22 protein-coding genes are annotated in these 23,663 nt (G+C 54.5%); 12 read left to right on the forward strand and 10 right to left on the reverse strand.

Going from position 1 to position 23,663, the window contains the following annotated elements; translation table 11 throughout:
- The first annotated feature begins 322 nt into the window (after positions 1-322).
- Entirely contained in the window at positions 323-994 is a 672-nt protein-coding gene (locus tag PG722_RS09870; protein WP_270580436.1) for a prepilin-type N-terminal cleavage/methylation domain-containing protein, read from the forward strand.
- A gap of 44 nt (positions 995-1,038) precedes the next feature.
- Here the strand turns inward: PG722_RS09870 and PG722_RS09875 are convergent, their stop codons facing one another.
- The 5 genes from PG722_RS09875 to PG722_RS09895 form a co-directional block, all read right to left on the reverse strand.
- Entirely contained in the window at positions 1,039-1,389 is a 351-nt protein-coding gene (locus PG722_RS09875; protein WP_118286234.1) for a cupin domain-containing protein, read from the reverse strand.
- Between the two features lie 81 nt (positions 1,390-1,470).
- Positions 1,471-2,292 (reverse strand): 4Fe-4S binding protein, encoded by an 822-nt coding sequence (locus PG722_RS09880; RefSeq protein WP_270580437.1) that lies wholly within the window; start codon positions 2,290-2,292, stop codon positions 1,471-1,473.
- A 25-nt stretch (positions 2,293-2,317) separates the two neighbouring features.
- Entirely contained in the window at positions 2,318-2,578 is a 261-nt protein-coding gene (locus PG722_RS09885; protein ID WP_117489263.1) for a TIGR04076 family protein, read from the reverse strand.
- On the reverse strand, positions 2,575-3,126 hold the full coding sequence (locus PG722_RS09890; protein WP_270580438.1) for a cysteine hydrolase family protein: 552 nt from the start codon (positions 3,124-3,126) through the stop codon (positions 2,575-2,577). The genes PG722_RS09885 and PG722_RS09890 overlap by 4 nt, the downstream gene beginning before the upstream one ends.
- Before the next feature lie 794 nt (positions 3,127-3,920).
- Complete coding sequence (locus tag PG722_RS09895; RefSeq protein ID WP_110435910.1) at positions 3,921-4,103, reverse strand: hypothetical protein; 183 nt, start codon at positions 4,101-4,103, stop codon at positions 3,921-3,923.
- Between the two features lie 300 nt (positions 4,104-4,403).
- On the opposite strand from PG722_RS09895, the gene pyrR reads away from it, so the two are divergent.
- The 4 genes from pyrR to carB all read left to right on the forward strand — a co-directional run bounded on the left by pyrR (position 4,404) and on the right by carB (position 10,365).
- Positions 4,404-4,934, forward strand: a complete 531-nt coding sequence (gene pyrR, locus PG722_RS09900; RefSeq protein ID WP_118361225.1) for a bifunctional pyr operon transcriptional regulator/uracil phosphoribosyltransferase PyrR — start codon at positions 4,404-4,406, stop codon at positions 4,932-4,934.
- Between the two features lie 32 nt (positions 4,935-4,966).
- A complete protein-coding gene (gene pyrF / locus PG722_RS09905) occupies positions 4,967-5,884 on the forward strand; it encodes an orotidine-5'-phosphate decarboxylase (protein ID WP_117752127.1) in 918 nt (305 codons plus the stop codon).
- 201 nt (positions 5,885-6,085) lie between these two features.
- Positions 6,086-7,180 carry a carbamoyl phosphate synthase small subunit gene (locus tag PG722_RS09910; RefSeq protein ID WP_270580440.1) on the forward strand — a complete coding sequence of 365 codons (1,095 nt, stop codon included), beginning with the start codon at positions 6,086-6,088 and terminating at the stop codon, positions 7,178-7,180.
- A complete protein-coding gene (gene carB, locus PG722_RS09915) occupies positions 7,180-10,365 on the forward strand; it encodes a carbamoyl-phosphate synthase large subunit (RefSeq protein ID WP_270580441.1) in 3,186 nt (1,061 codons plus the stop codon). The genes PG722_RS09910 and carB overlap by 1 nt, the downstream gene beginning before the upstream one ends.
- Before the next feature lie 298 nt (positions 10,366-10,663).
- On the opposite strand, the gene PG722_RS09920 is transcribed toward carB, so the two are convergent.
- The 3 genes from PG722_RS09920 to PG722_RS09930 all read right to left on the reverse strand — a co-directional run bounded on the left by PG722_RS09920 (position 10,664) and on the right by PG722_RS09930 (position 13,588).
- Complete coding sequence (locus tag PG722_RS09920; RefSeq protein WP_118361231.1) at positions 10,664-10,906, reverse strand: HPr family phosphocarrier protein; 243 nt, start codon at positions 10,904-10,906, stop codon at positions 10,664-10,666.
- 269 nt (positions 10,907-11,175) lie between these two features.
- Positions 11,176-12,564, reverse strand: a complete 1,389-nt coding sequence (locus tag PG722_RS09925) for an MATE family efflux transporter (protein WP_270580442.1) — start codon at positions 12,562-12,564, stop codon at positions 11,176-11,178.
- 157 nt (positions 12,565-12,721) lie between these two features.
- Entirely contained in the window at positions 12,722-13,588 is an 867-nt protein-coding gene (locus tag PG722_RS09930; RefSeq protein ID WP_118286228.1) for an AraC family transcriptional regulator, read from the reverse strand.
- Positions 13,589-13,771: 183 nt separating this feature from the next.
- Between PG722_RS09930 and PG722_RS09935 the strand changes: the two genes are divergently transcribed.
- On the forward strand, positions 13,772-14,686 hold the full coding sequence (locus PG722_RS09935) for a sugar phosphate isomerase/epimerase family protein (RefSeq protein WP_118286227.1): 915 nt from the start codon (positions 13,772-13,774) through the stop codon (positions 14,684-14,686).
- Between the two features lie 103 nt (positions 14,687-14,789).
- Here the strand turns inward: PG722_RS09935 and PG722_RS09940 are convergent, their stop codons facing one another.
- Positions 14,790-15,140, reverse strand: a complete 351-nt coding sequence (locus tag PG722_RS09940) for an LPS biosynthesis protein (RefSeq protein ID WP_199667462.1) — start codon at positions 15,138-15,140, stop codon at positions 14,790-14,792.
- Positions 15,141-16,643: 1,503 nt separating this feature from the next.
- Here PG722_RS09940 and PG722_RS09945 point away from each other — a divergent pair.
- The 3 genes from PG722_RS09945 (at position 16,644) to PG722_RS09955 (ending at position 19,729) form a co-directional block, all read left to right on the forward strand.
- Positions 16,644-17,765, forward strand: a complete 1,122-nt coding sequence (locus PG722_RS09945; RefSeq protein WP_270580443.1) for an iron-containing alcohol dehydrogenase — start codon at positions 16,644-16,646, stop codon at positions 17,763-17,765.
- A gap of 689 nt (positions 17,766-18,454) precedes the next feature.
- Complete coding sequence (locus tag PG722_RS09950) at positions 18,455-19,246, forward strand: S-layer homology domain-containing protein (RefSeq protein ID WP_270580444.1); 792 nt, start codon at positions 18,455-18,457, stop codon at positions 19,244-19,246.
- Between the two features lie 165 nt (positions 19,247-19,411).
- Entirely contained in the window at positions 19,412-19,729 is a 318-nt protein-coding gene (locus PG722_RS09955; RefSeq protein WP_270580445.1) for a hypothetical protein, read from the forward strand.
- Between the two features lie 50 nt (positions 19,730-19,779).
- Here the strand turns inward: PG722_RS09955 and PG722_RS09960 are convergent, their stop codons facing one another.
- Complete coding sequence (locus PG722_RS09960) at positions 19,780-20,859, reverse strand: sensor histidine kinase (protein WP_270580446.1); 1,080 nt, start codon at positions 20,857-20,859, stop codon at positions 19,780-19,782.
- A 392-nt stretch (positions 20,860-21,251) separates the two neighbouring features.
- Here PG722_RS09960 and gap point away from each other — a divergent pair, with 392 nt between their 5' ends.
- From gap to PG722_RS09975, 3 genes are all read left to right on the forward strand, one after another.
- The gene (gap, locus tag PG722_RS09965) at positions 21,252-22,280 is read left to right on the forward strand and encodes a type I glyceraldehyde-3-phosphate dehydrogenase (RefSeq protein WP_118480641.1); all 1,029 of its coding nucleotides are present in this window, start codon (positions 21,252-21,254) and stop codon (positions 22,278-22,280) included.
- Positions 22,281-22,430: 150 nt separating this feature from the next.
- Positions 22,431-22,865 (forward strand): MarR family winged helix-turn-helix transcriptional regulator, encoded by a 435-nt coding sequence (locus PG722_RS09970; protein ID WP_118480639.1) that lies wholly within the window; start codon positions 22,431-22,433, stop codon positions 22,863-22,865.
- Between the two features lies 1 nt (position 22,866).
- The gene (locus PG722_RS09975; RefSeq protein WP_270580447.1) at positions 22,867-23,643 is read left to right on the forward strand and encodes a sulfite exporter TauE/SafE family protein; all 777 of its coding nucleotides are present in this window, start codon (positions 22,867-22,869) and stop codon (positions 23,641-23,643) included.
- Positions 23,644-23,663: the final 20 nt, after the last annotated feature.

Here is a 23,663-nt window from a genome sequence, read left to right on the forward strand (position 1 = left end):
CCGGCTGCAATCCGTCGGTATCTGCCGCTCGCGCACCTGCGTCTGTATACGCGGTGCAAACCTGCTCATCGCCTGTCTCTGCAGGTGATTCTTTTTTATCAGGTTGATATTATTTTATCACATCCCGCTGTAAATCTCAATGTTTCTGCGGCTTTACAAAACACTTTCTCCAATTTAACCAATTTCTTTTTTATGTTTTTGGCAAGAACCCTTTATTTTTGTGCACTTTATCTGTATCTATCTCCTTGCTTTATTGCATATTTTCGAGTATACTAGGAAAGACGAACTTTATCCCGCAATTGGGAAGGAGGAACTTTTTCAAATGCTGTACTCCAAAAACAAAAAACGCGGCTTCACGCTCGTGGAGCTGATCGTTGTGCTGGTCATTCTGGCGATCCTCGCGGCGCTGCTCATTCCGGCACTGACAGGATATATTGATAAGGCAAAAAAAGATCAGGTCATCGCGGAGACTCGCATGCTGCATGAGGCCGTGCAGACGGAGATGTCCGAACTATATGGTTCTGCAAATTGGAAACTTAATTCCTACACCACACTTGCAAACAGTACAGGTACAGTAATTGGTAACAATTCTAATGGTAATCCTAATAGTTATGATTTGAAAGCCAACTACGATAAAATTGCAAAACTTTCCGAAGTACCTTGTCTGCAGGAAGGCGGTTCTGGACAATTTCTCGTTCTTATCAATAGTAAGGCACAAATCCACGCGATTATTTATCACTCCGACCGTGGCTATCTCGGTCTTTACTTTAGTGATACCAACCAATATAGTGCCTATAAAATTGGCGAAACCGCTGAAGGCGGTAAAATAAGTGATAACATGTTCCGTTCTTATTATAGTTCGGTTTATTATAATGCCGCCGTTGATGCCGTGCCCGACTCCAACGGCAATTACAACGACAAGAACTATTATTGGTGGTCTTGCACCGGCATCCGCGGTATGCTGAACATCAGCGAACTTGTTTTCCCATCATAACAAAATCCCCGCCACTCGGCGGGGATTTCCTTTACCATATGATATTATGCCTCAAACCCATCAGGAAACACAACGGTCAGCATCCACTTGAACGCCTCTTCGCCGTAAACGGCGTGCGGCACCTTTGCGGGCATGACGAGCGTTTCACCTGCCTTGACGATATGCGGCACACCGCCGACCGTAAAGCGTCCGGTGCCCTCGAGCACGGTCACCATTGCGTCGCCGGTGGAGTCGTGCGTGCCGATCTCCTCGCCTTTGTCAAACGCGAACAGCGTAATGCTGACCGCCTTGTTCTGCGCCAGTGTCTTGCTGACCACCTGTCCCGACTGAACGGAAACCAGCTCAGCGAGCCTTACAACGCTCTCGTGGTCGATATTGCGGATGAACTTGTCCATAGCTTCTCCTCTTTCCTGTCGTTTGCTTTATGCGAACAGTATACCACGCCAAGCCGCCGATTTCTGTTGTCCGCACAACATTTACAGGAAAATCGAATTTTCCTTGCGCGCTTCGGTGCGGAATTGCTCGAGCATAGCGGTGTGCGACAGGAAATCCGGATCATCAAATTTCTTTGCACCGCTCGGGCAGTAAGTCGTGCAGGCACAGCATTTAATACAGGTGCCCGGAATATTAGACGGGTCGTTCGGGTCAATCGCACCCATCGGGCAGATTTTCGCGCACAGACCGCAGTGCTCACACAGCATCATCATCGTGCTCGGCTTAGCCTTCAGGAACTTTGCGGGCGTTTTGTCGGTCTTGAGCGGCGTGTAGTAGGCTGCCTGCGCGTCACCCGGCACCTTCGGCGACTTGATCTCTCCCTCGCTTCTCAGCTTGAGCGCCGCACCCTGAGCCAGCATACGCAGCTCACTGAGGTCAGCCGCGTCCGGACGGTCTGCCGCCAGCTTGTCCGAGAATACATGTCGGCACAAAAAAGCGCCGCCTGCCGCCGGTTTGAAGTTGTTTTTTTTCAGTAGCTCGCACATTTCGGCAAGCGCGTTGTCATACGCTCTGCCGCCGTAGGTGACAAGTGCCACCGCCGGTGTACCCTCACCGTGCAGGCAGCGAGCAAAGTCCGGCGAAATCTTGTTCGGCAGCCGACCGGCATACACCGGACAGCCGAATACCACCAACTCATCCGGGGCAAACTGATACTCCTGCGCACGGTCAGACGGCGTGTTGAGCGATATGTACCGGCATTCTGCCTTAAACAGACGCGCCAGTTCATCCGCCGTTGTTTCAACAACGGTCTTTGTGCTTCCTGCCGGACTGAAATACACACCTGTAACTTTTTTGATATCCATATCCTTTTCGTCCTCCGTTTTACGCTTATTCTACAATTTCAATACGGAATACGTTGATCGTGTCCACATCGGGGCAGCAAAACACCGCCGTGCCGTCCTCCTGCCCGGGAAGATGGCCGCCGTAACGCAGAATGTCGATGTATGGGAACGCAACGTGCATCGCCATCGGGCAAAGCTGCCCGCGCTCGGTGTCGAAGTCGAAGCTGTCGCCGATTTTGTGCCCGCGGTGGCAGCCGTGCTTGCCTTTTCGGTCGATCAGCGTAATTTTGATCTTGGGTCTGCTCATTTGCGCCACGGCTCCTCACCCTGATGCAGAATTTCCATCTGGCACAGACGCATCGCGTTCAGCGCGGTATCGTGCGACTCCGGCGTGACGCACGCGCACAGTGCCGCGTCGATCACGATGTTTGCCTCCGGGAATACTGCCTTGCACAGCATGGCGTTGGAAATCACGCAAATACCAGTGCATACGCCGACAAATTCGATCTCCTCCGGCGGCTCGTGCAGAGCGCGCAGCGCGTCCACAAGTGCCACCGCGCCGAAGGTCGGCTTGCAGATGATGCGGGACGCCGGAATGCCATCCACAGCGGCAGCAATGGCATCGTCCAGCGCATGACCTTCCGTTCCTTCGATGCAGTGCGGCACCGGCAAATGACGCCCTTCGTTCGTCTCCATGTAGTTCGGCTGGTGGGTATCCAGCGTGACGAACAGATTCTCACGCGGTGCATTTTTTGCCTTCTCTGCAACATAGGGCACGATGGCGCGCGCTTCAGCCGTACCGAGAGGGCCGCTGATAAAATCCTTCTGCATATCCACTACGATAAGAATTTTCATAAATTATGGTTCTCCTTTGTGTAGTGGTTATAGTATAGCATTGTTTGATGGGGTTTTCCATGCATTTTCGTTTTTTAGCGAGTGCTAACCGATGGATTGCCGCTTGCGAAGCGAGGTGAACTGCGCTGACGCCGCGCGGGCGCACAAGAGGGTAGACAACCTGCGGTTTTCCACCCTCTTATGAATCTCCCCTTTTCCCTTGGATAGTCTGGCGCAGACCGGAGAACGGTGACCGCTGCGAAAATGGAAAACGGCAGTCGGGTTGCCGTTGCGTGTCTTTCCCCGCCTTTTCGCAGTTCACAGATAAATTACTGCTACGCATGCGGGTTCATCTACGCAGAGCGCGGCACAAGGTGAATTGCCCGAAGGGCAAGAGAAGGTCCCCTGGGGGATAGCAGTGCCGCACAACTCTTTGGTACGTTATAACGCACGGCACCTGCTAATTTAGGTGTTCGGTGCCATTTATTTTCGCAGGTGCTGTCTATAATAACGTGCTCACGAATTGCGCAACACGGTCATGTTGCGCCTGCGAAGACTTTCCGGTCTGTGTAGCAGTAATGTATCTAACACTCCGAACAGGTTGCGAAAGACACTGTAGTAAAAATCCTCTGCCGTTCCCCTTTTCTACGCTTACGCAGTCTACCATCTGCACCCAAGCTACGCCGCAAGGGAAACGGGTGTTCAAAGAGGGTAGAAACCGTAGGTGTCTACCCTTTTTGTTCCCGCGCCGGACGGCGCACGTTCCCCGCACGCTGCAGCGTGCGAAATCTCTCGCCCAGAAATGGCGAATCTCTTCACCCGATGAAATCCTCCACCCGGTCTGCCGCCCTGTGCATCGCATGTTCCGCCTTATGCGCCGCGTGCTTGGCATTCCGCCGCATCGACGGATTGAGCATCGCGCCGGCCGCTACCATCGAAACCACCGCGCCTGCCATCGCTCCGGTCGCAATGCCGGAAACAAAAGGTGAAATTCGCATAAAAGATCTACCGCCTTTCATAAAGTTTATAGAATCAGTATGCCCGCTCGTCCCTCAAATTTTGCACAGCAAAAAAATGCTTGTTTGGCACAATCGACTATTTACAATCGCATGTTCATATTATATAATATATCTAACAATCCGCCTTTAAGGTGCGGCCCGTGAGCCGCGCAAGGCAGAAAACAGTGCATACGCCGTCAGCCGTAGGACAAGGGGGACAGGTGTAGTATTTCGTGCGGCTTTCTGCTAATTGTTGTGGCGGAGAGTCATTTTTTTGCATTTTTGAAGGGAGGCGGCAGATTGACCGAACCGAAGATCATACTCGATCAGGATGGTATTCGCCGTGCACTGACCCGCATCGCGTTTGAAATCGTGGAAAAAAACAAGGGCGCGGAGCACCTGCTGCTCGCCGGTGTGAAAACACGCGGTATCTATCTGGCACAGCGCATTGCTGCCAAGCTGGGCGAGGTTGAAGGCACGGCACCTCCTGTGCTCGAGCTGGACGTTACGCCGTGGCGCGATGACGTGCCGCGCATGGACGCTCCTCTGCCCGATCTCGATCCGCGCATTGCAGGCGCGACCGTCATCATCGTGGACGATGTGCTGTACACCGGACGCACCGTGCGTGCCGCCATCGAAGCCATCTCTCACCGAGGACGCGCCGAGCGCATACAGCTGGCTGTGCTGGTCGATCGCGGTCACCGCGAACTGCCGCTGCGGCCGGATTATATCGGCAAAAACCTGCCTACCGCGCGTGATGAACGCGTTTTTGTCCGCCTGACCGAAGTGGACGGCGAAGACAGTGTAAACATACAAGCTCGCAATCCGTAAAACAACATCGCACCTGAGAAAGGAAGAACCGAATGTCTATCCAAACCTTAGTAGAAAAGATCAAGGAAAAGGGCAACCCGACCGTAGCCGGCCTGGACGCTCGACTGGAGTACATCCCGCAGCATATTTCGGGACGCAACATGATGCTGCACGGCGAAACGCTGCGTGCTGCCGCTGAGAGCGTCGTAGCCTTCAACTGCGGCCTGATCGACGCACTGTGCGACATTGTTCCGGCCGTAAAGCCGCAGGCTGCGTATTACGAGCTGCTCGGCTCCTACGGTGCGATGGCACTCAAGGAGACCATCGACTACGCACACGCCAAGGGCATGTACGTTATCGGCGATATCAAGCGCAACGACATCGGCGCTACCGCAACCGCTTACGCAGAGGCTTACCTCGGCAAGACCCGCGTCGGCGATACCGAGATCGCACCGTACGGCTGCGATTCGGTTACCGTAAACGGCTACCTCGGCACGGACGGCGTGGAGCCGTTCCTCAAGGAGTGCCGCAGCCGTGAGAAGAGCCTGTTTATGCTGGTAAAGACCTCTAACCCGTCCTCCGGCGAGCTGCAGAACCGCGACATGGAGGGCAAGCCGCTCTACGCCCGCATGGCGGAGATGGTAGCAAAGTGGGGCGAGGGTCTGGATACGCCGTGCGGCTACAACCAGATCGGCGCGGTAGTCGGCGCGACCTACCCGGAGGAGCAGAAGATCATCCGTGAGCTGCTGCCGAAGAGCTACTTCCTCGTACCTGGTTACGGCGCGCAGGGCGCAACCGCAAAGGACATCGCCAATGCGTTTAACGACGACGGTCTCGGTGCTATCGTAAACTCCTCCCGCGGCATCATGTGCGCATGGAAGAAAACCGGCAATAACGGCGAGGACTATAAGGAAGCCGCCCGCGCAGAAGCTATCCGGATGCGCGACGACATCGTAAACGCCATTAAGTGATTATAGGGGGTATCCAATACCCCCTATATACAAAAATCAGTTCCAGTAGAAACTGATTTTTGATACCCCCGGACGCGGCCCAAGGCCGCTGAGTCGAGGTATAAAAAGTCAGGCGCATGTCCCGACTTTTTATGAACGCAGCAAGCTGCGTTCTATTACAATAGAAATTCCGCGAATTTCATTTAGGAGCGTGTGGATATAGTGAAAAAAGCATACTTACTGCTGGCGGACGGCACTCTGTTCGAGGGTACCGCAGTCGGCTACGAAGGACAGAGCATCGGTGAGGTCGTATTCAACACCGGCATGGCAGGCTATCAGGAGGTTCTGACCGACCCGTCCTACTACGGTCAGGTCGTTACCATGACCTACCCGCTCGTCGGCAACTACGGCATCAACTTTGAGGATTACGAGTCCCGCAAAAGCTGGGTTTCCGGCTTTATCATGCGCGAGATGTGCGAATACCCGTCCAACTGGCGCTGCAAGGTAACGCTCGACGAGTACCTCAAGGCACAGAAGGTCGTTGGCCTTGCCGGCATCGATACCCGCCGACTGACCCGCAAGCTGCGCGGCGAAGGCGTTATGAACGGCGTTATTTACACCGAGGGCTTCGAGCCGGATGAGCAGACCATTGCGGAAATGAAGGCTTACGTTGTAAAGGATGCGGTTAAGACCGTAACCTGTGACGAGAATATCGTTTATCCCGCTGACGGTGAGACCAAGTACCGCATTGCCCTGTTCGATTACGGCGTAAAATACAACATCGAGCGCGAGCTGTGCAAGCGCGGCTGCGAAGTCACCGTTGTTCCGGCATACACCAAGCCGGAGGACGTAGTCGGCAAGTACGACGGCGTGATGCTGTCCAACGGCCCCGGCGACCCGGCGGAGAATGTCGAGATCGTAGCAAACCTCAAGGAGCTGCTGAAGTCCGATATGCCGATTTTCGGCATCTGCCTCGGTCACCAGCTGCTGGCTCTGGCTATCGACGCAAAGACCACCAAGCTGAAGTACGGCCACCGCGGTGTCAACCATCCGGTAAAGGACATCGACGCGGACCGCACCTACATCACCTCGCAGAACCACGGCTATGCCGTTGTCGGCGAGTCGGTCGATCCGAAGATCGCCCGCGTGCGCTACGTCAACCTGAACGACGGCACCGTTGAGGGCCTTGAGCACATCGGCCGTCCGGTATTCACTGTGCAGTATCACCCGGAGGTATGCCCCGGCCCGATGGATACCTCGTATCTGTTTGATAAGTTCATCGAAAATATTGAAAAGTCGAAAGGAGGCGCTCAGTAATGCCGCTGCGCAAGGATATTCATAAGGTAATGGTACTGGGCTCCGGCCCGATCGTTATCGGTCAGGCTGCCGAGTTCGACTATGCAGGCACGCAGGCGTGCCGCGCACTGCGCGAGGAGGGTCTGGAGGTAGTTCTGGTAAACTCCAACCCGGCAACCATCATGACCGACAAGGCTATGGCGGACAAGGTTTACATCGAGCCGATGACCGTCGAAGCCGTTCAGGAGATCATCAAAAAGGAACATCCGGACTCTCTGCTGCCCAACCTCGGCGGTCAGACCGGTCTGAACCTCGCCATGGAGCTGTGCGAGAACGGTTTCCTTGATAAAATGGGCGTAAAGCTGCTCGGCGCTAATCCGACCACCATCGCAAAGGCAGAGGACCGCCAGATGTTCAAGGACACCATGGAGAAGATCGGCGAGCCGATCATTGCCTCCAAGGTTGTTCACTCGGTTGAGGATGCGGTTGATTTCACCCGTGAGATCGGTCTGCCGGTCATCATCCGTCCGGCGTACACGCTCGGCGGCACCGGCGGCGGCATTGCCTACACCTGGGAGCAGCTGCGCGAAATTGCGGCCTCCGGCATCATGTACTCGCGTGTTGACGAGATTCTGGTCGAGAAGTGCATCGCAGGCTGGAAGGAAATCGAGTACGAGGTAATGCGCGACCACAAGGGCAACGCCATCACCATCTGTAACATGGAGAACGTTGACCCGGTCGGCGTACACACCGGCGACTCTGTCGTAGTTGCGCCGTCGCAGACCCTGTGCGACAAGGAATATCAGATGCTCCGTACCTCCGCACTCAACATTATCACCGAGCTGGGCATCGAGGGCGGCTGCAACGTGCAGTACGCGCTCAACCCAGAATCCTTCGAGTACGCCGTAATCGAGGTAAACCCGCGTGTTTCCCGTTCCTCTGCACTGGCTTCCAAGGCAACCGGCTACCCGATTGCAAAGGTAACCGCAAAGATTGCAGTCGGCTATGGCCTGGATGAGATCTCCAACGCCGTTACCGGCAAGACCAAGGCATGCTTCGAGCCGACCCTCGACTACTGCGTTGTCAAGTTCCCGCGCTGGCCGTTTGACAAGTTCGTTTACGCGGACAACACTCTCGGCACCCAGATGAAGGCCACCGGTGAGGTCATGGCCATCGACAACACCTTTGAGGGCGCGCTGATGAAGGCCGTTCGCGGCTGTGAGATCAAGCTGGACAGCATGATTGCCCCGCACATCCAGAAGCAGTCTGACGCCGAGATTAAGAAGGGCGTGGCACGCACAGACGATCAGCGTCTGTTCCACATCTGCGAGGCTCTGCGCCGCGGCATCATGACCATTGAGGAGATCCACGACATCACCACGATGGACGTATTCTTCCTGCACAAGTTCCAGAACATCATCGACATGGAGAAGGAGCTGGCTGCAGCTGACAAGATCGACTCCGATCTGTATATCCGCGCCAAGAAGATGGGCTTCCTCGACAAGACCATCGAGCAGCTGTCCGGTAAGGACATTTCGGACGTTAAGCGTCTGCCGGTATACAAGATGGTTGATACCTGTGCCGCTGAGTTCGAGGCAGAGACCCCGTATTACTACTCCACCTACGATGAGGAGACCGAGGTTGCACCTCCGTCCGGCAAGAAGAAGATTCTGGTACTTGGCTCCGGTCCGATCCGTATCGGTCAGGGCATCGAGTTCGACTACTGCTCGGTTCACGCTGTCTGGGCGCTGCAGAAGCTGGGCTGCGAGACCGTTATCATCAACAACAACCCGGAGACCGTTTCCACTGACTTTGACACCGCAGACCGTCTGTACTTCGAGCCGCTGACACCGGAGGACGTTACCGGCGTTGTCGAGGCCGAGAAGCCGGATTACGCTATCGTACAGTTCGGCGGTCAGACCGCCATCAACCTTGCGGCTCACCTTGAGAAGCTGGGCGTTCAGATCCTCGGCACGCCGGCATGGTCGATCGACGCCGCTGAGGACCGTGAAAAGTTCGACGTTATCCTCGAAAAGTGCGGTATCCCGCGTCCGGCGGGCCACACCGTTATGACCGAGGAAGAAGCTGTCAAGGCGGCTGACGAGCTTGGCTATCCGGTTCTCGTTCGTCCGTCCTACGTTCTGGGCGGTCAGGGCATGGAGATTGCCTACAAGGAGGCCGATGTCCGCGAGTTCATGCAGGTTATCACCCGCAACAAGGTTGAAAACCCGGTTCTGGTCGATAAGTACATGATGGGCCGCGAGATCGAGGTCGATGCCATCTGTGACGGCGACGACATCCTCATCCCGGGTATCATGGAGCACTTCGAGCGCGCAGGCGTTCACTCCGGCGACTCCATCTCCATCTATCCGTCCATCAACATCGAGCAGAAGCACAAGGACACCCTCGTTAAGTATACCGAATCTCTGGCAAAGAACCTTGCTGTTCTCGGTCTGGTCAACATCCAGTTCGTTCTGTACAACGATCAGATCTACGTTATCGAGGTAAACCCGCGTTCGTCCCGTACCGTACCGTACATCTCCAAGGTTACCGGCGTGCCGATGGTCGATCTGGCTACCCGCTGCATGTTCGGTGAAAAGCTGAAGGACATGGGCTGCGGCACCGGTCTGCATCCGGAAAGCGACCACTATGCGGTCAAGGTTCCGGTATTCTCGTTCCAGAAGCTGCGTGATCTGGATACCCAGCTTGGCCCTGAGATGAAGTCCACCGGCGAGGTTCTGGGCGTTGCGAAGACCTTCCGTGAGGCACTGCTCAAGGGTCTGACCGGCGCAGGCTTCCAGATGAAGAAGAAGGGCGCTGTCCTGATCTCGGTCCGTGATTCGGACAAGCAGGAGGCAATCCGCATCGGTGAGCGCTTCGAGGCTCTCGGCTTTGACATTTACGCCACCAGCGGCACTGCAAACGTGCTCAACCGTCACATGGTCGCCACTAACGCCATCCGCAACGTGGACGAGCCCTCCCCGAACATCATCGACCTGATCGAGTCCGGCAAGATTGACTACGTTGTTGCTACCTCGGTCAAGGGCCGTCATCCGGAGCTTGGCTCGGTACACATCCGCCGTACCGCGGTAGAGCGTGCAATCCCGTGCCTGACCTCGATGGATACGGTTTCCGCGCTGCTGCGCTGCCTCGAGGGCGATGTTAAGATCGAAAACTGCGAAATGGTTGATATCAACACCATCTGATTGCAGTGAAATAAAACAGAAACCCGAAGGGAGGAACTTCGTAAAGAAGTTTCTCCCTTCGGGTTTTGTAATCCGCCGGAATGGGTGCGCCGCATGAACAGCATCCGGAAACGCGCAAAGGAAATGGAAAAATCATTTTAGTCTCTTGTATAGCGTAAGAAAACAGAAACGGTGCAGTCAATAAGACTGCACCGTTCCGAAAAATGTTAAATTGAGCTGCAAAGCTGTCTTGGAGCATCTTCTTTGTGGATGATGCCCAAAATCGACTGCTTTTTATTAGGCTGTTGTACGAGAAAAATTAGTCCTCGTCGTCGATCTCCAGGTAATCCTCAAGATCCTTGAACAGTGCGGTCGGATCAACATCGTCCTCGAGAACGATCTGAAGCGGCTCGTTCAGGGACAGCAGGAACATACCGAGCAGGCTCTTTGCGTCTACCATACCGCTCTTGCCGTGAATCCAAATATCAAAACCGTAACGGGTTACGATCTTGTTGATCTTCTGAATGTCGTCCGTATTCTTTACACGGATACCTCTGGTCATAATAACTACCTCCTGAGATTGTACTTCGTGAAACCCTTTTATGTTAGTTTCATTATAGCATAAAACAGCAGAAAGAAAAGAGGTTTTTGTAGATTTTCTCATTTTTCAGCGTTTTTCGCTTAACATAAGCACAATTTCTCAATTATTTAGGCACTATTCACAGATTATAGACTGTATGTTTGTGCATAGTGTTGAGTCTCTCGATCGGATGATTCGTGAGAAGCGACAAAAAGCTGTACAGAAAATCGTATGTTTTGTCAGGCAGGATTTTACTTACCCAGTGAAACAGCGTGATCCCGCTGTGACAGGCGGCCTTTCCCTGCGGTATGCAGCAACAGCACGGCGGCGATTACTGCGGTCAGCACCTCCGCGATGGGGAACGCCAGCCACACGCCGGCCGGCAGCAGGTGCGCGAACAGCCATGCCGCCGGCAGCACAAAGATCAGCTGGCGCAGCAGCGACACGAGCAGCGACTGCACACCGCCCTCGGTGGCCTGGAACACGCCCTGTATGGCAATGTTTGCACCTGCGAACACAAAGCTGACCGCCAGCACGCGCAGACCGATCACGCACAAGCCCATCGTGCCTGTGGACAGTGAGAAAATACCTGCCAGCGGCTGCGCCAGAATTTCTACAGCCGCAGTGCAAACCAGCATGAGAACAATGGTGTACATCAGACCGCAGCGCACGCCCTCACGGATGCGTTTCGCATTCTGCATGCCGTAGCTGAACGACACAATCGGCGTAATCGCGTCACGCAGACCGAACGCCGCGAACAAAACGAACTGCTGAATTTTGTAAACAATGCCATAAGCGGTGACATACGAACTGTCCAGACTGCCGAAAATCAGATTGACACAATAATTCATCACGCTCATCGCGCCCTGTGCTATGATGGCCGGTACGCCGATGGAGTAAATCTCGCCGACGATACTGCGGCGCAGGCACAGAGCCTTGCGGTTGAACGGCAGTTCCCTGTTCAGCCGGAAATGGAACACGGCCGCCAGAGCCAGAGACGCAATCTGACCGAGCACGGTCGCCCATGCCGCACCTGCCACACCCAGTTTCGGACAGCCGAGCAGACCGTAGATCATGATTGGGTCAAGCACGATGTTCGTCAGTGCGCCTGTCACCTGTGCGATTGTAGAATAAAGCGAACGGCCGGTCGCCTGCAGGGTTTTCTCAAACACCGAGAAGAACAGAATACCGAACGAGGCCATACAGCAGATGCGCAGGTACTGACTGCCCATCGCCAGAGCGATCGGGTCGCTCGTCTGCGAGCCGATGTACGCGCCCGCACCGAACGCGCCGAACAGCAGGCACACCGCATAAATAATCCCCATGAGCGTCAGCGCATTGCCTGCCGCTGCCCCCGCCTTCTCCCGGTCACCCTGACCGAGTGCGCGTGCGATGAGCGCATTTGCGCCAACACCGGTGCCGATGCCGACGGCGACCATCATCATCTGCACCGGAAATGCAAGTGTCAGCGCGTTGACCGCGATTTCACCGTTTTCCGCCATGTTTGCCACAAAATAGCTATCCACAATGTTGTAGACCGCCTGCAGCATCATGGATAGTATCATCGGTGTGCCCATCTGCAGCATGAGCCGTCCTACCGGCGCGGTCGCCATTCGTTTTTCTGCCTTGTTCCGATCCATATCGAAACCTCCTGATTGGATTTTCGGAGTCTTTACGGAAAGCTGCCACAACCTGTCTTTTGCACAAAAGAAAAAAGTGCGTAAATCCATCTGGATTTACGCACTTCTGCTACTCGACTGCTTTATTTTATCAGCGTTTTTCACACTTGTCAAGCGGTTAGACCGGATACTTCCGAAAGATTCCCGGTGCAACGCCGACGTTCTTGCGGAAGCTGTGAATGAAATTCTCCTCACTGTTGTAGCCGGTCGCGTAGGCGATTTCCTTGACCGACAATTCGGTGGAGGCCAGCATATACTTCGCCTTGTCGATGCGGCGCAGCACGATATACTCATATGGCGAATAACCGGTCCGCGCCTTGAACTGCCGTGAGAAATGCGATGGACTCAGGCTGACGGCTGCTGCCGCGTCCTGTACGCCGATCGGCTCGAACAAATGCCGGTTCATATAGCGGATAGCCTGCGCGATACGGTCGCCGCCTGCGGTGCTCTCGGTGGTCTCGTCCAGCAGGAGCAGACACAGCAGCCTGTGGATCAGCTGTGAGCACCGTGCCTCGCTCAGCCGCGCGTCCTCGGCGCAGGCGCTCCGCAGAGAATCCAGCATTTGCGCAATCTCCGCCGGTGCGGCCGGCGAAAATGCCCTGCGGCCGCGTGCCTGCAGGATTTTCTGATAGAACGCGCGGGCATTCAGGCCGTTGAACAGCAGCCAGGTGAACTCCAGTCCGTCCGAGGCGGCATAGCTGTATGGCTCACGGCAGTCGAACAGCACGATCTGTCCGGCGCCGGCGATGGCAGGCGTACCGTTCAGCGTCAGCTCCATTGCGCCATCATGCACAAAAAACAGCATGATATTTTGGTTGTGGTCACCCTGCAGGGCAATTTCCGACCGGTGATTGAAGGAATACCGGCTGTTGCAGAAGTAATGTCCGAGCCGCGTCGGGTAATAAAAAAGCTCCTTTGCAAGCGAAGACGGCGTAAAAAAGTACCGTTCCGAGGTCTGATGGACACCTAATTCGGGAATCAGCATAGCGGTCACTCTCCTTGCCTCTATCCTATCAGAAGTATCCGTTTGATGCAATAGCGAATAGCAGGATTTCGCAGGTTTAGGGTGATTTGTATCATTGGCAAGACGGCAGAAACGCTTTATAATAGAGCCATCAAACAGGGAAGCCACCCTTGATATGGCAAACAGACAAGGAGGATCATTCTTATGAAAATCGCATTTGACGTTGACGTTCTTGCCAAGCAGATGTCCATCAACGATTATGTTCACAAGGTAGCTGACTGGGGCTACAAGTACATCGAGCAGTCCCCGCATCCGCGTATTAACCCGTTCTACAAGCACCCGCTGTTCTCCAAGGAGTGCCAGCAGGAGTACAAGCAGGCTCTCAAGGAGACCGGTGTAGAGATTTCCTCTTTCATCGTTGTTTACCGCTGGTCCGGCCCGACCGAGGAGCAGCGCCAGCACGCAGTTGCAAACTGGAAGCGCATGATTGAGATCGCGGTTGACATGGGCGTACCGGTCATCAACACCGAGTTCTCCGGCGACCCGAACCAGCAGGAGATCTGCAACGGTATGTTCTTCAAGTCCATGGAGGAGCTGCTGCCGATCATCGAGCGTGAGGGCATCCGCGTAGAGTGCCAGTCCCACCCGTATGACTTCGTAGAGCTGAACGACGAGGCCTGCGACATCGTTAAGTCCTTCCGTTCCAAGAACCTGGGCTACGTTTACTCTGCATCCCACGGCTTCTTCTACGATCAGGGCAAGGGCGACGTTCGCCACATGCTGAAGTACGCTGGCGATGAACTGACCCACGTTCTTCTGGCTGACACCTGGAACCAGACCAAGGACTGCCGCTACATCGTAAATCCGCCCTGGCTGAACCAGCGCGGCCGTGCTGACTACACCATCCATCAGCACACCGCTATGGGTGAAGGCGAGGTTGATTTCGACGGCATCTTCGAGACCCTGCGTGAGATGGACTTCGCGAACAAGCAGCTGAAGCCGGACGCACCGAAGGTTGGCGGCGACAATATCATCTGCGTATCCTACTTCGGCTTCCCGGAGAAGATGGATCAGCAGGCTCCGGAGGCACTCGACCGCATCAAGCACGAGCTGCTGTAAAGAATACTTCCTGAATACACAAAAGGACTTGAGTTTTCACTCAAGTCCTTTTTCCTTCGGCAGATAAAAACGGACAAACCGCTTTGGTTTGTCCGTTATATTTTTATTCTCCGCAACCGGGACAGTCGGAACAATCGCCGCACTCGATACCTTCCGCGGCCTTGCGATCCTCATAGGCGCGCAGCGTGCCTTCGGTTATGTGGCTGAGAGCCGCCAGCCGCTCATTTACCATATCCCACAGGCACATCGGCAAATGGTCGCGGTGCCCGCGGTGGATAGTCACGCACTCGAAGCAGTTGCCGTGATGGCGGCACGCCTCCTTACACGGGCAGTGATCACCGGATTCGCGCACCTGACGCAGAAATTCCAGCTTGATCTTGAGCGCTTCTTCCTTCTTGCCCTCGCGGTCAAGGTCGTTCTGCAGGATGGCCAGCTCGTTTCCGTCTATTTTCATAAGTATCGCTCCTCTATATATTGCACTGTATTGCATTTCCATCATAGCAGAGTTTTGACAGTTTCGTCAAAGCAACTTTATCCAAAACCGTGTTTTCGTGCAGTTATACAGATTTTCAACACTCATTTTATCTATTTTGCCATTGACAAAAAAGGACAAAATAAAGCCCTCATTCACAGACACATGAACGAGGGCTTTTACTTCCAAATCTCCATAGATCCTCTTTTCCCGACAGGATATTTCCCATCGCATTTGGATTGGTATTCGGTTGTTTTTTCGGCATCTTTCGATCTTACGTTCGCGGAACCGCCCGGCTAAGGTTCGTTTACTGCACAAACTACATAGTCCGTTTGGTTGCCTTTCCTACATTCGGGAACTCTATTTCCAGTGGGTGATGCGTCACTGCTCGGCGGAAGATGTGATACAGCCTGCCTTGTCGAACCGGATGTTACTCGGACTTTGATATCATCTCGTTCCGATGCGGTATGTCTATGCTGCAGATACTCATCAGTATGCCCATCGGCGGGTGCAGCATCCGGCAGGTATCGTAAGATACTTCGTTTTGTTCGCCGGCGCATCAAATATCAGGGTTCTGTCATGTATGAACCTTACTTTCCTGCTGCCTCGATCCGCTTGACTGTCTTAGTATGCCATGTACGGATAGTTAAATTCACGAGGATAGCTTCCCCAAAGTTACCGTTGTTGTTACCTTTGCTTAGAAGCCGATCGCGCTTTTCAGGCGGTTCAAATTGTGGAATTGGAACTCGCTCATTTTTTCAGCTATCACCTTGATCGTTTCGGTCACAGCGCCGCGGCGAGTCCCGCGAACTGGTAAGATGCCTCTTCTGATACCATTGGACTCACCTCTTTCGTGGGTATCAAACCGGATTGACATCCTTCAGATCAGATGAAGGTTTGCGCCTTTTGGAGTAAAACCCCTGTTTTACTTTGCCTTTGGTGTTTGCCTTTATCTTTTCTGTGTCATTATAATATCATTAATATTGCACAACGTCAAGCGTTTTTTACGACTTTTTAGATTGCATATTGCACAACAAAAAGCCGTTCATTTCGGTGATTTGGCTCTTTTCTCCAAGTGTGGAATTTGGTATAATAAAAGTGTTAGGGCTTGCGAAGCGAGCGGAATCTGCGCTGACGCCGCGCGGGGCGCGGCACGGGTATGTCGCGCAACTCGTTGGTCTGGATATAACGGACGGCACCTGCGAGTTACAATTATCAGTAATCTTTGCCGTAGGGTGCGATGTCCTCGGCACACCGTTACTTTCTGAACTGCACCATCTGCATCGTAGGGGCGGTCATTGGCCGCCCACGCAACGTGAGGATATTACTTAAGGCAACACCGCAAAATTTATTTGCAAATCGCTCTTGTTGGGTTATGCGGTATTGTCTTAACTCCCACTTGGTAGGAGCTCTTCACTCTAATTTCTAATCACTAACTACTAATCCCCAAAGGAGGCTATTGCAGTGGAAAACTTTAGCTTTTATATGCCGACACGCTTATTTTTCGGTGCCGGATCGGTCAAACGTCTGGCCAAGGCACGCCTGCCGCAGGGCGCGGGTCTGATCATCACCGGCGGCACCTCCACCACCAAACTGGGCTATGTGGCCAAGGTGGCGGATACGCTGGCGGAAGCCGGTCACCCGACCGTGGTATACAACAAGGTACAGCCGAACCCGACGATTGAGGGCGTGCGCGAGTGCGCTGCGCTCTGCCGTGAGCAGAACATTGCATTTGTTGTCGGTCTCGGCGGCGGCTCGTCCATCGACACGGCCAAGGCGGTTGCCATTATGGCGACCAACGACGGCGACTGGTGGGACTACATTCACGGCGGCACGGGCGGCGGCAAGCGCATGGCCAATGCCGGACTGCCGATTGTTGCCATTCCAACGACCGCAGGCACGGGCACGGAGGCCGACCCGTTCACGGTTATCACCAACGGCGAGGAAAAGATCGGCGGCGGCGGCGAGAAGTGCTTCCCGACCATTTCGATCGTCGATCCGGATTTTATGATGACCGTTCCGCCGCATCTGACGGCATACCAGGGCTTTGACGCATTCTTCCATGCGGCCGAAGGCTATCTGGCTAAGACTGCAAGCCCGATGAGCGACATGTTCGCGCTGCAGGCAATTGCGCTGATCGGCAAATCGCTGGCAACAGCTGTTAAGGACGGCGGCAACGCCGATGCGCGCGCGGATGTGGCACTGGCGAACACGCTGGCAGGTTTTGTCGAAACGCTGTCGAGCTGCAGCGGCGAGCACGCCATCGAGCATGCGCTGAGCGCGTTCCATCCCGATCTGCCGCACGGCGCGGGTCTGATCATGCTGTCCAAGGCATACTGGAGCCGCTTCAAGGACACCTCGGCTGACCGCCTGCAGGCCATTGCACACGCACTCGGACGTGTGGACGGCGATTTTCTCGCTGCGCTGGCTGAGCTGCAGCAGGCGTGCGGCGTGGACAAGCTGCGCCTGTCCGACTACGGCGTAAAGCCGGAGGACGCAGGCGAACTTGCTGACAACGCAGCAAGCACCATGGGTGCCCTGTTCCGTGTCGATCCGCGCACGCTGTCCCGCGAGGAGATTATAGACATCATCACCGAAAGCATTTAAGCGAATACGCTGAGAGCGGACCGATTGGTCCGCTCTGAGGCTGTCGAAAAACTTTGTTTTCGAACAGCCTCTCGCTCGAAACCACGCTTTCGAGCGAATCTCGAAGAAAAACCGCGTCCTGCAGACACATTTTTTCTTCCCTTGTATAAATTCCGAGATACACAAGGTGAATTGCCGCATAGCGGCAAGAGAGGGTGGTCTGGACCATGCTCCCGGAATTTATGAATTTGCAAAGCAAATTCGATTGAATGCGTGCTGCCGCACGAAGCATAAAAATCGAATATTGCTTTTTCGACAAGCTGAGAGCGGACCGATTGGTCCGCTCTTTTTTCGATAACGGCAGTTGCTAACACATTTTCGCGCGATAGCGCGTGTTAAATAGCATTTGCATTGCAAATGCCAGCCCGTAGGCCTCTATCCTTAAAAATATTTAATGAGAGCAAAAGTCGAGGTGTGTACCGCGCAGCGCGGCCAAGAAGCCGCGCAAGGATAGCGCTGACTTTTTGACTTTGAGAGGGAGAAAGTTTCAACCAACGGGCGGAACTTTCGGACGATTTTGTGTCGTTTGCGTTACATCTGTGTTACACCGCTTGTATTTCCGCCAGATCATGCTATAATAGTCACAGAGTATGATATACGTCATACATCTATTAGCTTGCGGCTCTGCCGCAGACAAGGAGGTACACTCTATGAAATTTCAACAGGTAATGGCATTTTTCCTCACCGGTGCAGTGGCACTCTCCATGAGCACCACCGCGCTCGCTGCCGACCTTCCGGATAACGTTGATACCACCGTATCCGCCACACAGGCCGCCGATAAGCAGGAAAACAACCTTTACACCAAGAACGACAAGGACCTGACCGATGCCGAGTTCGAGCAGAAATACGAGCTGCCGGAGAACTCGTGGTTCACGCCCGCAGTCCGCTATGTGATTGAGAACAACATCATGCTGCCGGCGGGTCATATCGACGGTAAAGAATATTTCCCGTGGTTCAATCCGGCGGAAAACCGCTGCACGGTTGCCGAAGCGATTTATAACAGCGCAAAGCTCATTGACCCTGAACTGACTGCATCCTATGCAGGCATGGCCATCAAGGAAGCACCTGACTACAACCAGATTTATGAATCTGATCGTCCCGGCATGACATTCTGCTTTGAATCCGGCATTATGACCGGTGACAGTCAGCACTACCTGCGTCCCTATGACTCCATCTCCCGTCAGGAGTTTGCGGCAGTGCTGCAGCGCTACATTACGCTGCTCGAAAAGGCCGGAAAGATTACGGTTTCGACTGATACGAGTGTGAATACCGCGTTTACCGATGCTTCTTCGATCGCTCCGTGGGCGAAGGATGCCGTTGCGTTCTGTCAGACCAACAAGCTGATGAACGGCGACAATCACGGCGCATTCAATCCCAAGGGACAGATTAAGTCGGTTGAGCTGGCACAGGTGCTGTACAACCTGTCTCAGCAGATCAAATAATATACAAAACCACCTGTTATCACTGATAACAGGTGGTTTTTCTATGTCTTTGGGGCGCCAATTTCACGTCACAGTTTTCAGTCAAAACGCGAATTATCAAAATACGGTTTATCTGCTATAATGCAGATACCGAGAGACAGCTTCCGCGAAAGAGGTGACGGCTCTATGAAAAAACGCATTGCATTCCTGCTGATCGTTCCGCTGCTGTGCGTGCTGGCTGCAAGTCTGAACATCAGCTATATGCCGACCGGCGGCCTGCTTTTTGTCAGCAGCACGCCAGACGATGAACTCACTGTCTGGCAGAAAACCATGCCTGACGGCACCAAAATCGCCGTTTACGACAGCGAAACCTCTATCGTATATGCGAAATACCACGGTTTGGCATACACCATCACCGAGATTCAGAAACCTGTGGACGGGCATTGGCTGCCGGAGTCCATTAAGGTCTACCGCGGTTCGTACACCTCTCCCGACAACACATAAGAGAACAGCCTCAGAGCGTGATTTCTCCACGCCTCTGAGGCTGTTTTATTTCATTCCATGATGGAAAATTCAATTTCTTCGACGGTATAGCCGTCCTCGATGATAGTCGGTGCGCGGAACAGGTCATCCTCGAGCGTATGCGGCAAATGCGCCAGACACAGGTGCAGCACACTGCCGCCGCCCTCTCTCTGCGTGAGCAGCAGCCGTCCGCCGTGCGCCTGCGCGATTTGACCCACGAGCGGCAGGCCAAGACCAAGCGGTGTGCCGCCGCGCACGAGCGCCCGGTAATCGTCCATCGAGGTGGTGCGCCGCCAGCAGGAAAGCAGGTCATCGAACTTCGCAGGGTCCAGTCCCGGGCCGGTATCGGCAACCGCAATCGTCACAAAATCCCGCGTGTCGGTCAGCGAAACCGTGATTTCGCCGTCCTCCGGTGTTACGCGCAGCGCGTTTGTCAGCAGGTTATAGATTGCCGTACGCACCAGTCTCGTGTCAATGAGCGCGTCTGCGTGCTCCGGCACCTGTACGATGAATTTTGCACTGCCCGCAGGCGCATGCGTCTCCGCCTGCTGTACGGCATCGCGGCAGAGCGCTGACAGGTCGCAGCGCCGCAGAGAAAGCTGCTCGGTCAGCAGAGGGTCGTGCAGTAAATCCGAGTGCGTCAGCAGCCGGTACAGCCGCATACACTGCCGCCGCAGTCCGTCTGCCAGTGCAGGATCCTCCACCTGCTCGGCCTCGGCCATCAAAGCGCCCAGATAACGCGAGCTTTTGTCCTGAATGACCCGCAGGCTGCCGTCATAGGCGGCACGGTCGCGCCGCAGATACGCCAGCAGTGCACCGCCGCGGTGCGGGATCATTTCGACCGTGTAGACCGTTCCGTCGATGTCCTCCTCTGCGGTGCAGGCAGACTGTGTATTTATGCACCGGAGCAGTATATTCCGCGTGCTGCCGCTCAGGAACGGATCCAGCTCCTCCATCGGGTGCAGACCGGAAAGCTGCTGTGCCGCGTCGCTGCACCGCTCGATACGCAGCGTATCGCTCACTGCGAACAGCGCCGCATGCCGCAGCTCGGTGCGCAGCAGCAGCTCGCGGACTGCGTTGCCGTCCAGCTGCGAAAAAAATGCGTCTTCCATCATTATCCTCCCAAAACACCGTGTAATTTTACCTTTGTACTGTGGGAAAGCTGCTGTCATTCTTGATCGTGTTTTCCTGCGTCCGGTATATGCTGCGCGGTATTTGGCATACTAATCTCTGTCTTCGCGGATGTGAAAAAACAGCACGGCGCGCGCTGTGCTTTTCTCATCCCGAAAATCGGGGGATTATACAAACCGAATCCCCATATTTTGTACGATGTGTTTATTATACCACTGCCGCTACTGTCATTGCAAAGAAAATTATACAAAAATACCGGTCGGAATGACAAAAAAATCACAAATATTACACCTTGCGGCAAACTGCGCATTTAGTGTATAATAAAAACATCAACAGAGAACTTCATCAAAACATTTAGGAGGAACACTGTAAAATGGGTATCAAAGTAGGTATCAATGGTTTTGGCCGTATCGGCCGTATGGTTTTCCGCGCTGGTCTGAAGAACCCGAACATTGAGTTCGTAGCGGTAAACGATCCGTTCATGACTCCGGACTACATGGCATACATGCTCAAGTATGACACCATGCACGGTCGTTACGACGGCACCATCGAGTATGATGACAACTCCATCACCGTTGATGGCAAGAAGGTTCTGTTCTTTGCAGAGATGGACCCGAAGAACATTCCGTGGGGCAAGGTTGGCGCTGACTACGTTGTAGAGTCTACCGGCGTATTCCTGACCAAGGAGAAGGCACAGGCTCACATCGACGGCGGTGCTAAGAAGGTTATCATGTCTGCTCCGTCCAAGGACGACACCCCGATGTTCGTAATGGGCGTTAACCAGAACACTTACACCAAGGATATGACCTTCGTATCCAACGCATCCTGCACCACCAACTGCCTGGCTCCGATCGCTAAGGTACTGGACGAGGCATTCGGCATCACCGAGGGCCTGATGACCACCGTACACTCTGCAACCGGCACCCAGAAGGTTGTTGACGGCCCGTCCAAGAAGGACTGGCGCGGCGGCCGTGCTGCTTGCGGCAACATCATCCCGTCCACCACTGGCGCTGCAAAGGCTGTAGGCAAGGTTTACCCGAAGCTGAACGGCAAGCTGACCGGTATCTCCATGCGTGTACCGACCCTGGACGTTTCCGTTGTTGACCTGACTGCTAACCTGGCTAAGCCGGCTACCAAGGAAGACATCTGCGCTGCTATGAAGGCTGCTTCCGAGAAGCCGCTGTCTGAGGGCGGCCTGAAGGGCGTGCTGGGTTACACCGAGGATGCTGTTGTATCTTCTGACTTCCTGGGCGACGAGCGCACCTCCATTTTCGACGCTAACGCTGGCGTTTACCTGACCGACACCTTCGTAAAGGTTGTTTCCTGGTACGACAACGAGTGGGGCTACTCCAACAAGCTGCTGATGCTCATCGAGCACATGGCAGAGGTTGACAACAAGTAATTGCTGCCCACTGGCGTATAAAATGTTTTCAAAAAGCTCTTGTTCTTCGGAACAAGAGCTTTTTTCTTTCTCTCCGGCTTGACGGCACAGGCATATCATGCTATACTTAGTTCAAATTTAGACTATCTATTTTTGAAGCAGGTGATATACATGAATCCCTATATGGAATTTACGCACAAGACCGATCTGGCATACAGCGCAATGTGCCGACCGCTGTGCCGCGAACTCAAGCTGACACAGACGGCGTTTGACATCCTGCTGTTCCTTGCCAACAACCCCGGCCATGACACCGCCAGCGACATCGTGGAGCTGCGCCGGATCAAGGCGAACCTCGTATCAGTCAACGTCAACCGGCTGGTCGAGGAGGGCTATCTGCGCCGCGAGAGCATCCCCGGCGACCGCCGCAAGACCCGTCTGATATGTACCGACAAGGCGCTTCCCATCATCGACCGCGGCCGCGCATTGCAGGCGCAGTTCATCGACCGTCTGCTCTCCGGCATGAGTGATGAACAGCGGCAGGCGTTTGGCGATGCCGTCGGTGTCATCGACCGCAATCTCGACCAGCTCTTGCAGGAGGTGCGCTGATATGACGATGCTTTTCACCGTGCTCGTCACGTTTTTCGCCGGCATGGGCGCTGGCCTCGGCACCGGCTTCGCGGGCATGAGCGCCGCCGCCGTTATCAGCCCCATTCTCATCACCTTTCTGCACATGGACCCGTATATGGCGGTCGGCATTGCCCTGTCGTCCGACGTACTGGCGAGCGCTGTGTCCGCCTACACCTACGGCAAAAACAAAAATCTCGATGTGAAAAACGGCCTTCTGATGATGGTCAGCGTGCTTACGTTCACCGTGGTCGGCAGTTACATCGCCAGCCTGCTCCCCTCGCGAACGATGGGCAGCTTCTCGGTGTTTATGACGTTCCTGCTCGGCGTGAAGTTCATCGTCCGTCCGGTCATGACCACCAAAGAGGCGATGATGAACGTGTCCGCGCGCAAACGAGCTGTACAGTCCATCGTCTGCGGCGTGCTGATCGGGTTTATCTGCGGCTTCATCGGCGCGGGCGGCGGCATGATGATGCTGCTCATCCTGACCTCGGTGCTCGGCTACGAGCTGAAAACCGCCGTCGGCACCAGCGTGTTCATTATGACGTTCACAGCGCTCACAGGCGCGGCCTCGCACTTCGCCATTGGCGGAATGCCTGACCCGCTGATCTGGGCTCTGTGCGTGATCTTCACGCTCGTGTGGGCACGCATCGCTGCCGTGTTCGCCAATAAGGCCAGCCCGAAAACGCTCAACCGCGCCACCGGCGTGATTCTTGTCGTGCTCGGCCTTGCTGTTATGTTATTCTCCAAAATCGCATAAACAAACCCCTTTCCGCTCTG

Origin of the sequence: Butyricicoccus sp. OF27-2pH9A, from assembly GCF_027693185.1 — a bacterium.
Classification (GTDB): domain Bacteria; phylum Bacillota; class Clostridia; order Oscillospirales; family Butyricicoccaceae; genus Agathobaculum; species Agathobaculum butyriciproducens.

Coding starts and splice junctions, on each gene's coding strand:
- PG722_RS09870 (WP_270580436.1), top strand. CDS start 323: ATGCTGTACTCCAAAAACAAAAAACGCGGCTTCACGCTCGTGGAGCTG.
- PG722_RS09875 (WP_118286234.1), bottom strand. CDS start 1,389: ATGGACAAGTTCATCCGCAATATCGACCACGAGAGCGTTGTAAGGCTC.
- PG722_RS09880 (WP_270580437.1), bottom strand. CDS start 2,292: ATGGATATCAAAAAAGTTACAGGTGTGTATTTCAGTCCGGCAGGAAGC.
- PG722_RS09885 (WP_117489263.1), bottom strand. CDS start 2,578: ATGAGCAGACCCAAGATCAAAATTACGCTGATCGACCGAAAAGGCAAG.
- PG722_RS09890 (WP_270580438.1), bottom strand. CDS start 3,126: ATGAAAATTCTTATCGTAGTGGATATGCAGAAGGATTTTATCAGCGGC.
- PG722_RS09895 (WP_110435910.1), bottom strand. CDS start 4,103: ATGCGAATTTCACCTTTTGTTTCCGGCATTGCGACCGGAGCGATGGCA.
- pyrF (WP_117752127.1), top strand. CDS start 4,967: ATGTCTATCCAAACCTTAGTAGAAAAGATCAAGGAAAAGGGCAACCCG.
- carB (WP_270580441.1), top strand. CDS start 7,180: ATGCCGCTGCGCAAGGATATTCATAAGGTAATGGTACTGGGCTCCGGC.
- PG722_RS09920 (WP_118361231.1), bottom strand. CDS start 10,906: ATGACCAGAGGTATCCGTGTAAAGAATACGGACGACATTCAGAAGATC.
- PG722_RS09925 (WP_270580442.1), bottom strand. CDS start 12,564: ATGGATCGGAACAAGGCAGAAAAACGAATGGCGACCGCGCCGGTAGGA.
- PG722_RS09930 (WP_118286228.1), bottom strand. CDS start 13,588: ATGCTGATTCCCGAATTAGGTGTCCATCAGACCTCGGAACGGTACTTT.
- PG722_RS09935 (WP_118286227.1), top strand. CDS start 13,772: ATGAAAATCGCATTTGACGTTGACGTTCTTGCCAAGCAGATGTCCATC.
- PG722_RS09940 (WP_199667462.1), bottom strand. CDS start 15,140: ATGAAAATAGACGGAAACGAGCTGGCCATCCTGCAGAACGACCTTGAC.
- PG722_RS09945 (WP_270580443.1), top strand. CDS start 16,644: ATGCCGACACGCTTATTTTTCGGTGCCGGATCGGTCAAACGTCTGGCC.
- PG722_RS09950 (WP_270580444.1), top strand. CDS start 18,455: ATGAAATTTCAACAGGTAATGGCATTTTTCCTCACCGGTGCAGTGGCA.
- PG722_RS09955 (WP_270580445.1), top strand. CDS start 19,412: ATGAAAAAACGCATTGCATTCCTGCTGATCGTTCCGCTGCTGTGCGTG.
- PG722_RS09960 (WP_270580446.1), bottom strand. CDS start 20,859: ATGGAAGACGCATTTTTTTCGCAGCTGGACGGCAACGCAGTCCGCGAG.
- gap (WP_118480641.1), top strand. CDS start 21,252: ATGGGTATCAAAGTAGGTATCAATGGTTTTGGCCGTATCGGCCGTATG.
- PG722_RS09970 (WP_118480639.1), top strand. CDS start 22,431: ATGAATCCCTATATGGAATTTACGCACAAGACCGATCTGGCATACAGC.
- PG722_RS09975 (WP_270580447.1), top strand. CDS start 22,867: ATGACGATGCTTTTCACCGTGCTCGTCACGTTTTTCGCCGGCATGGGC.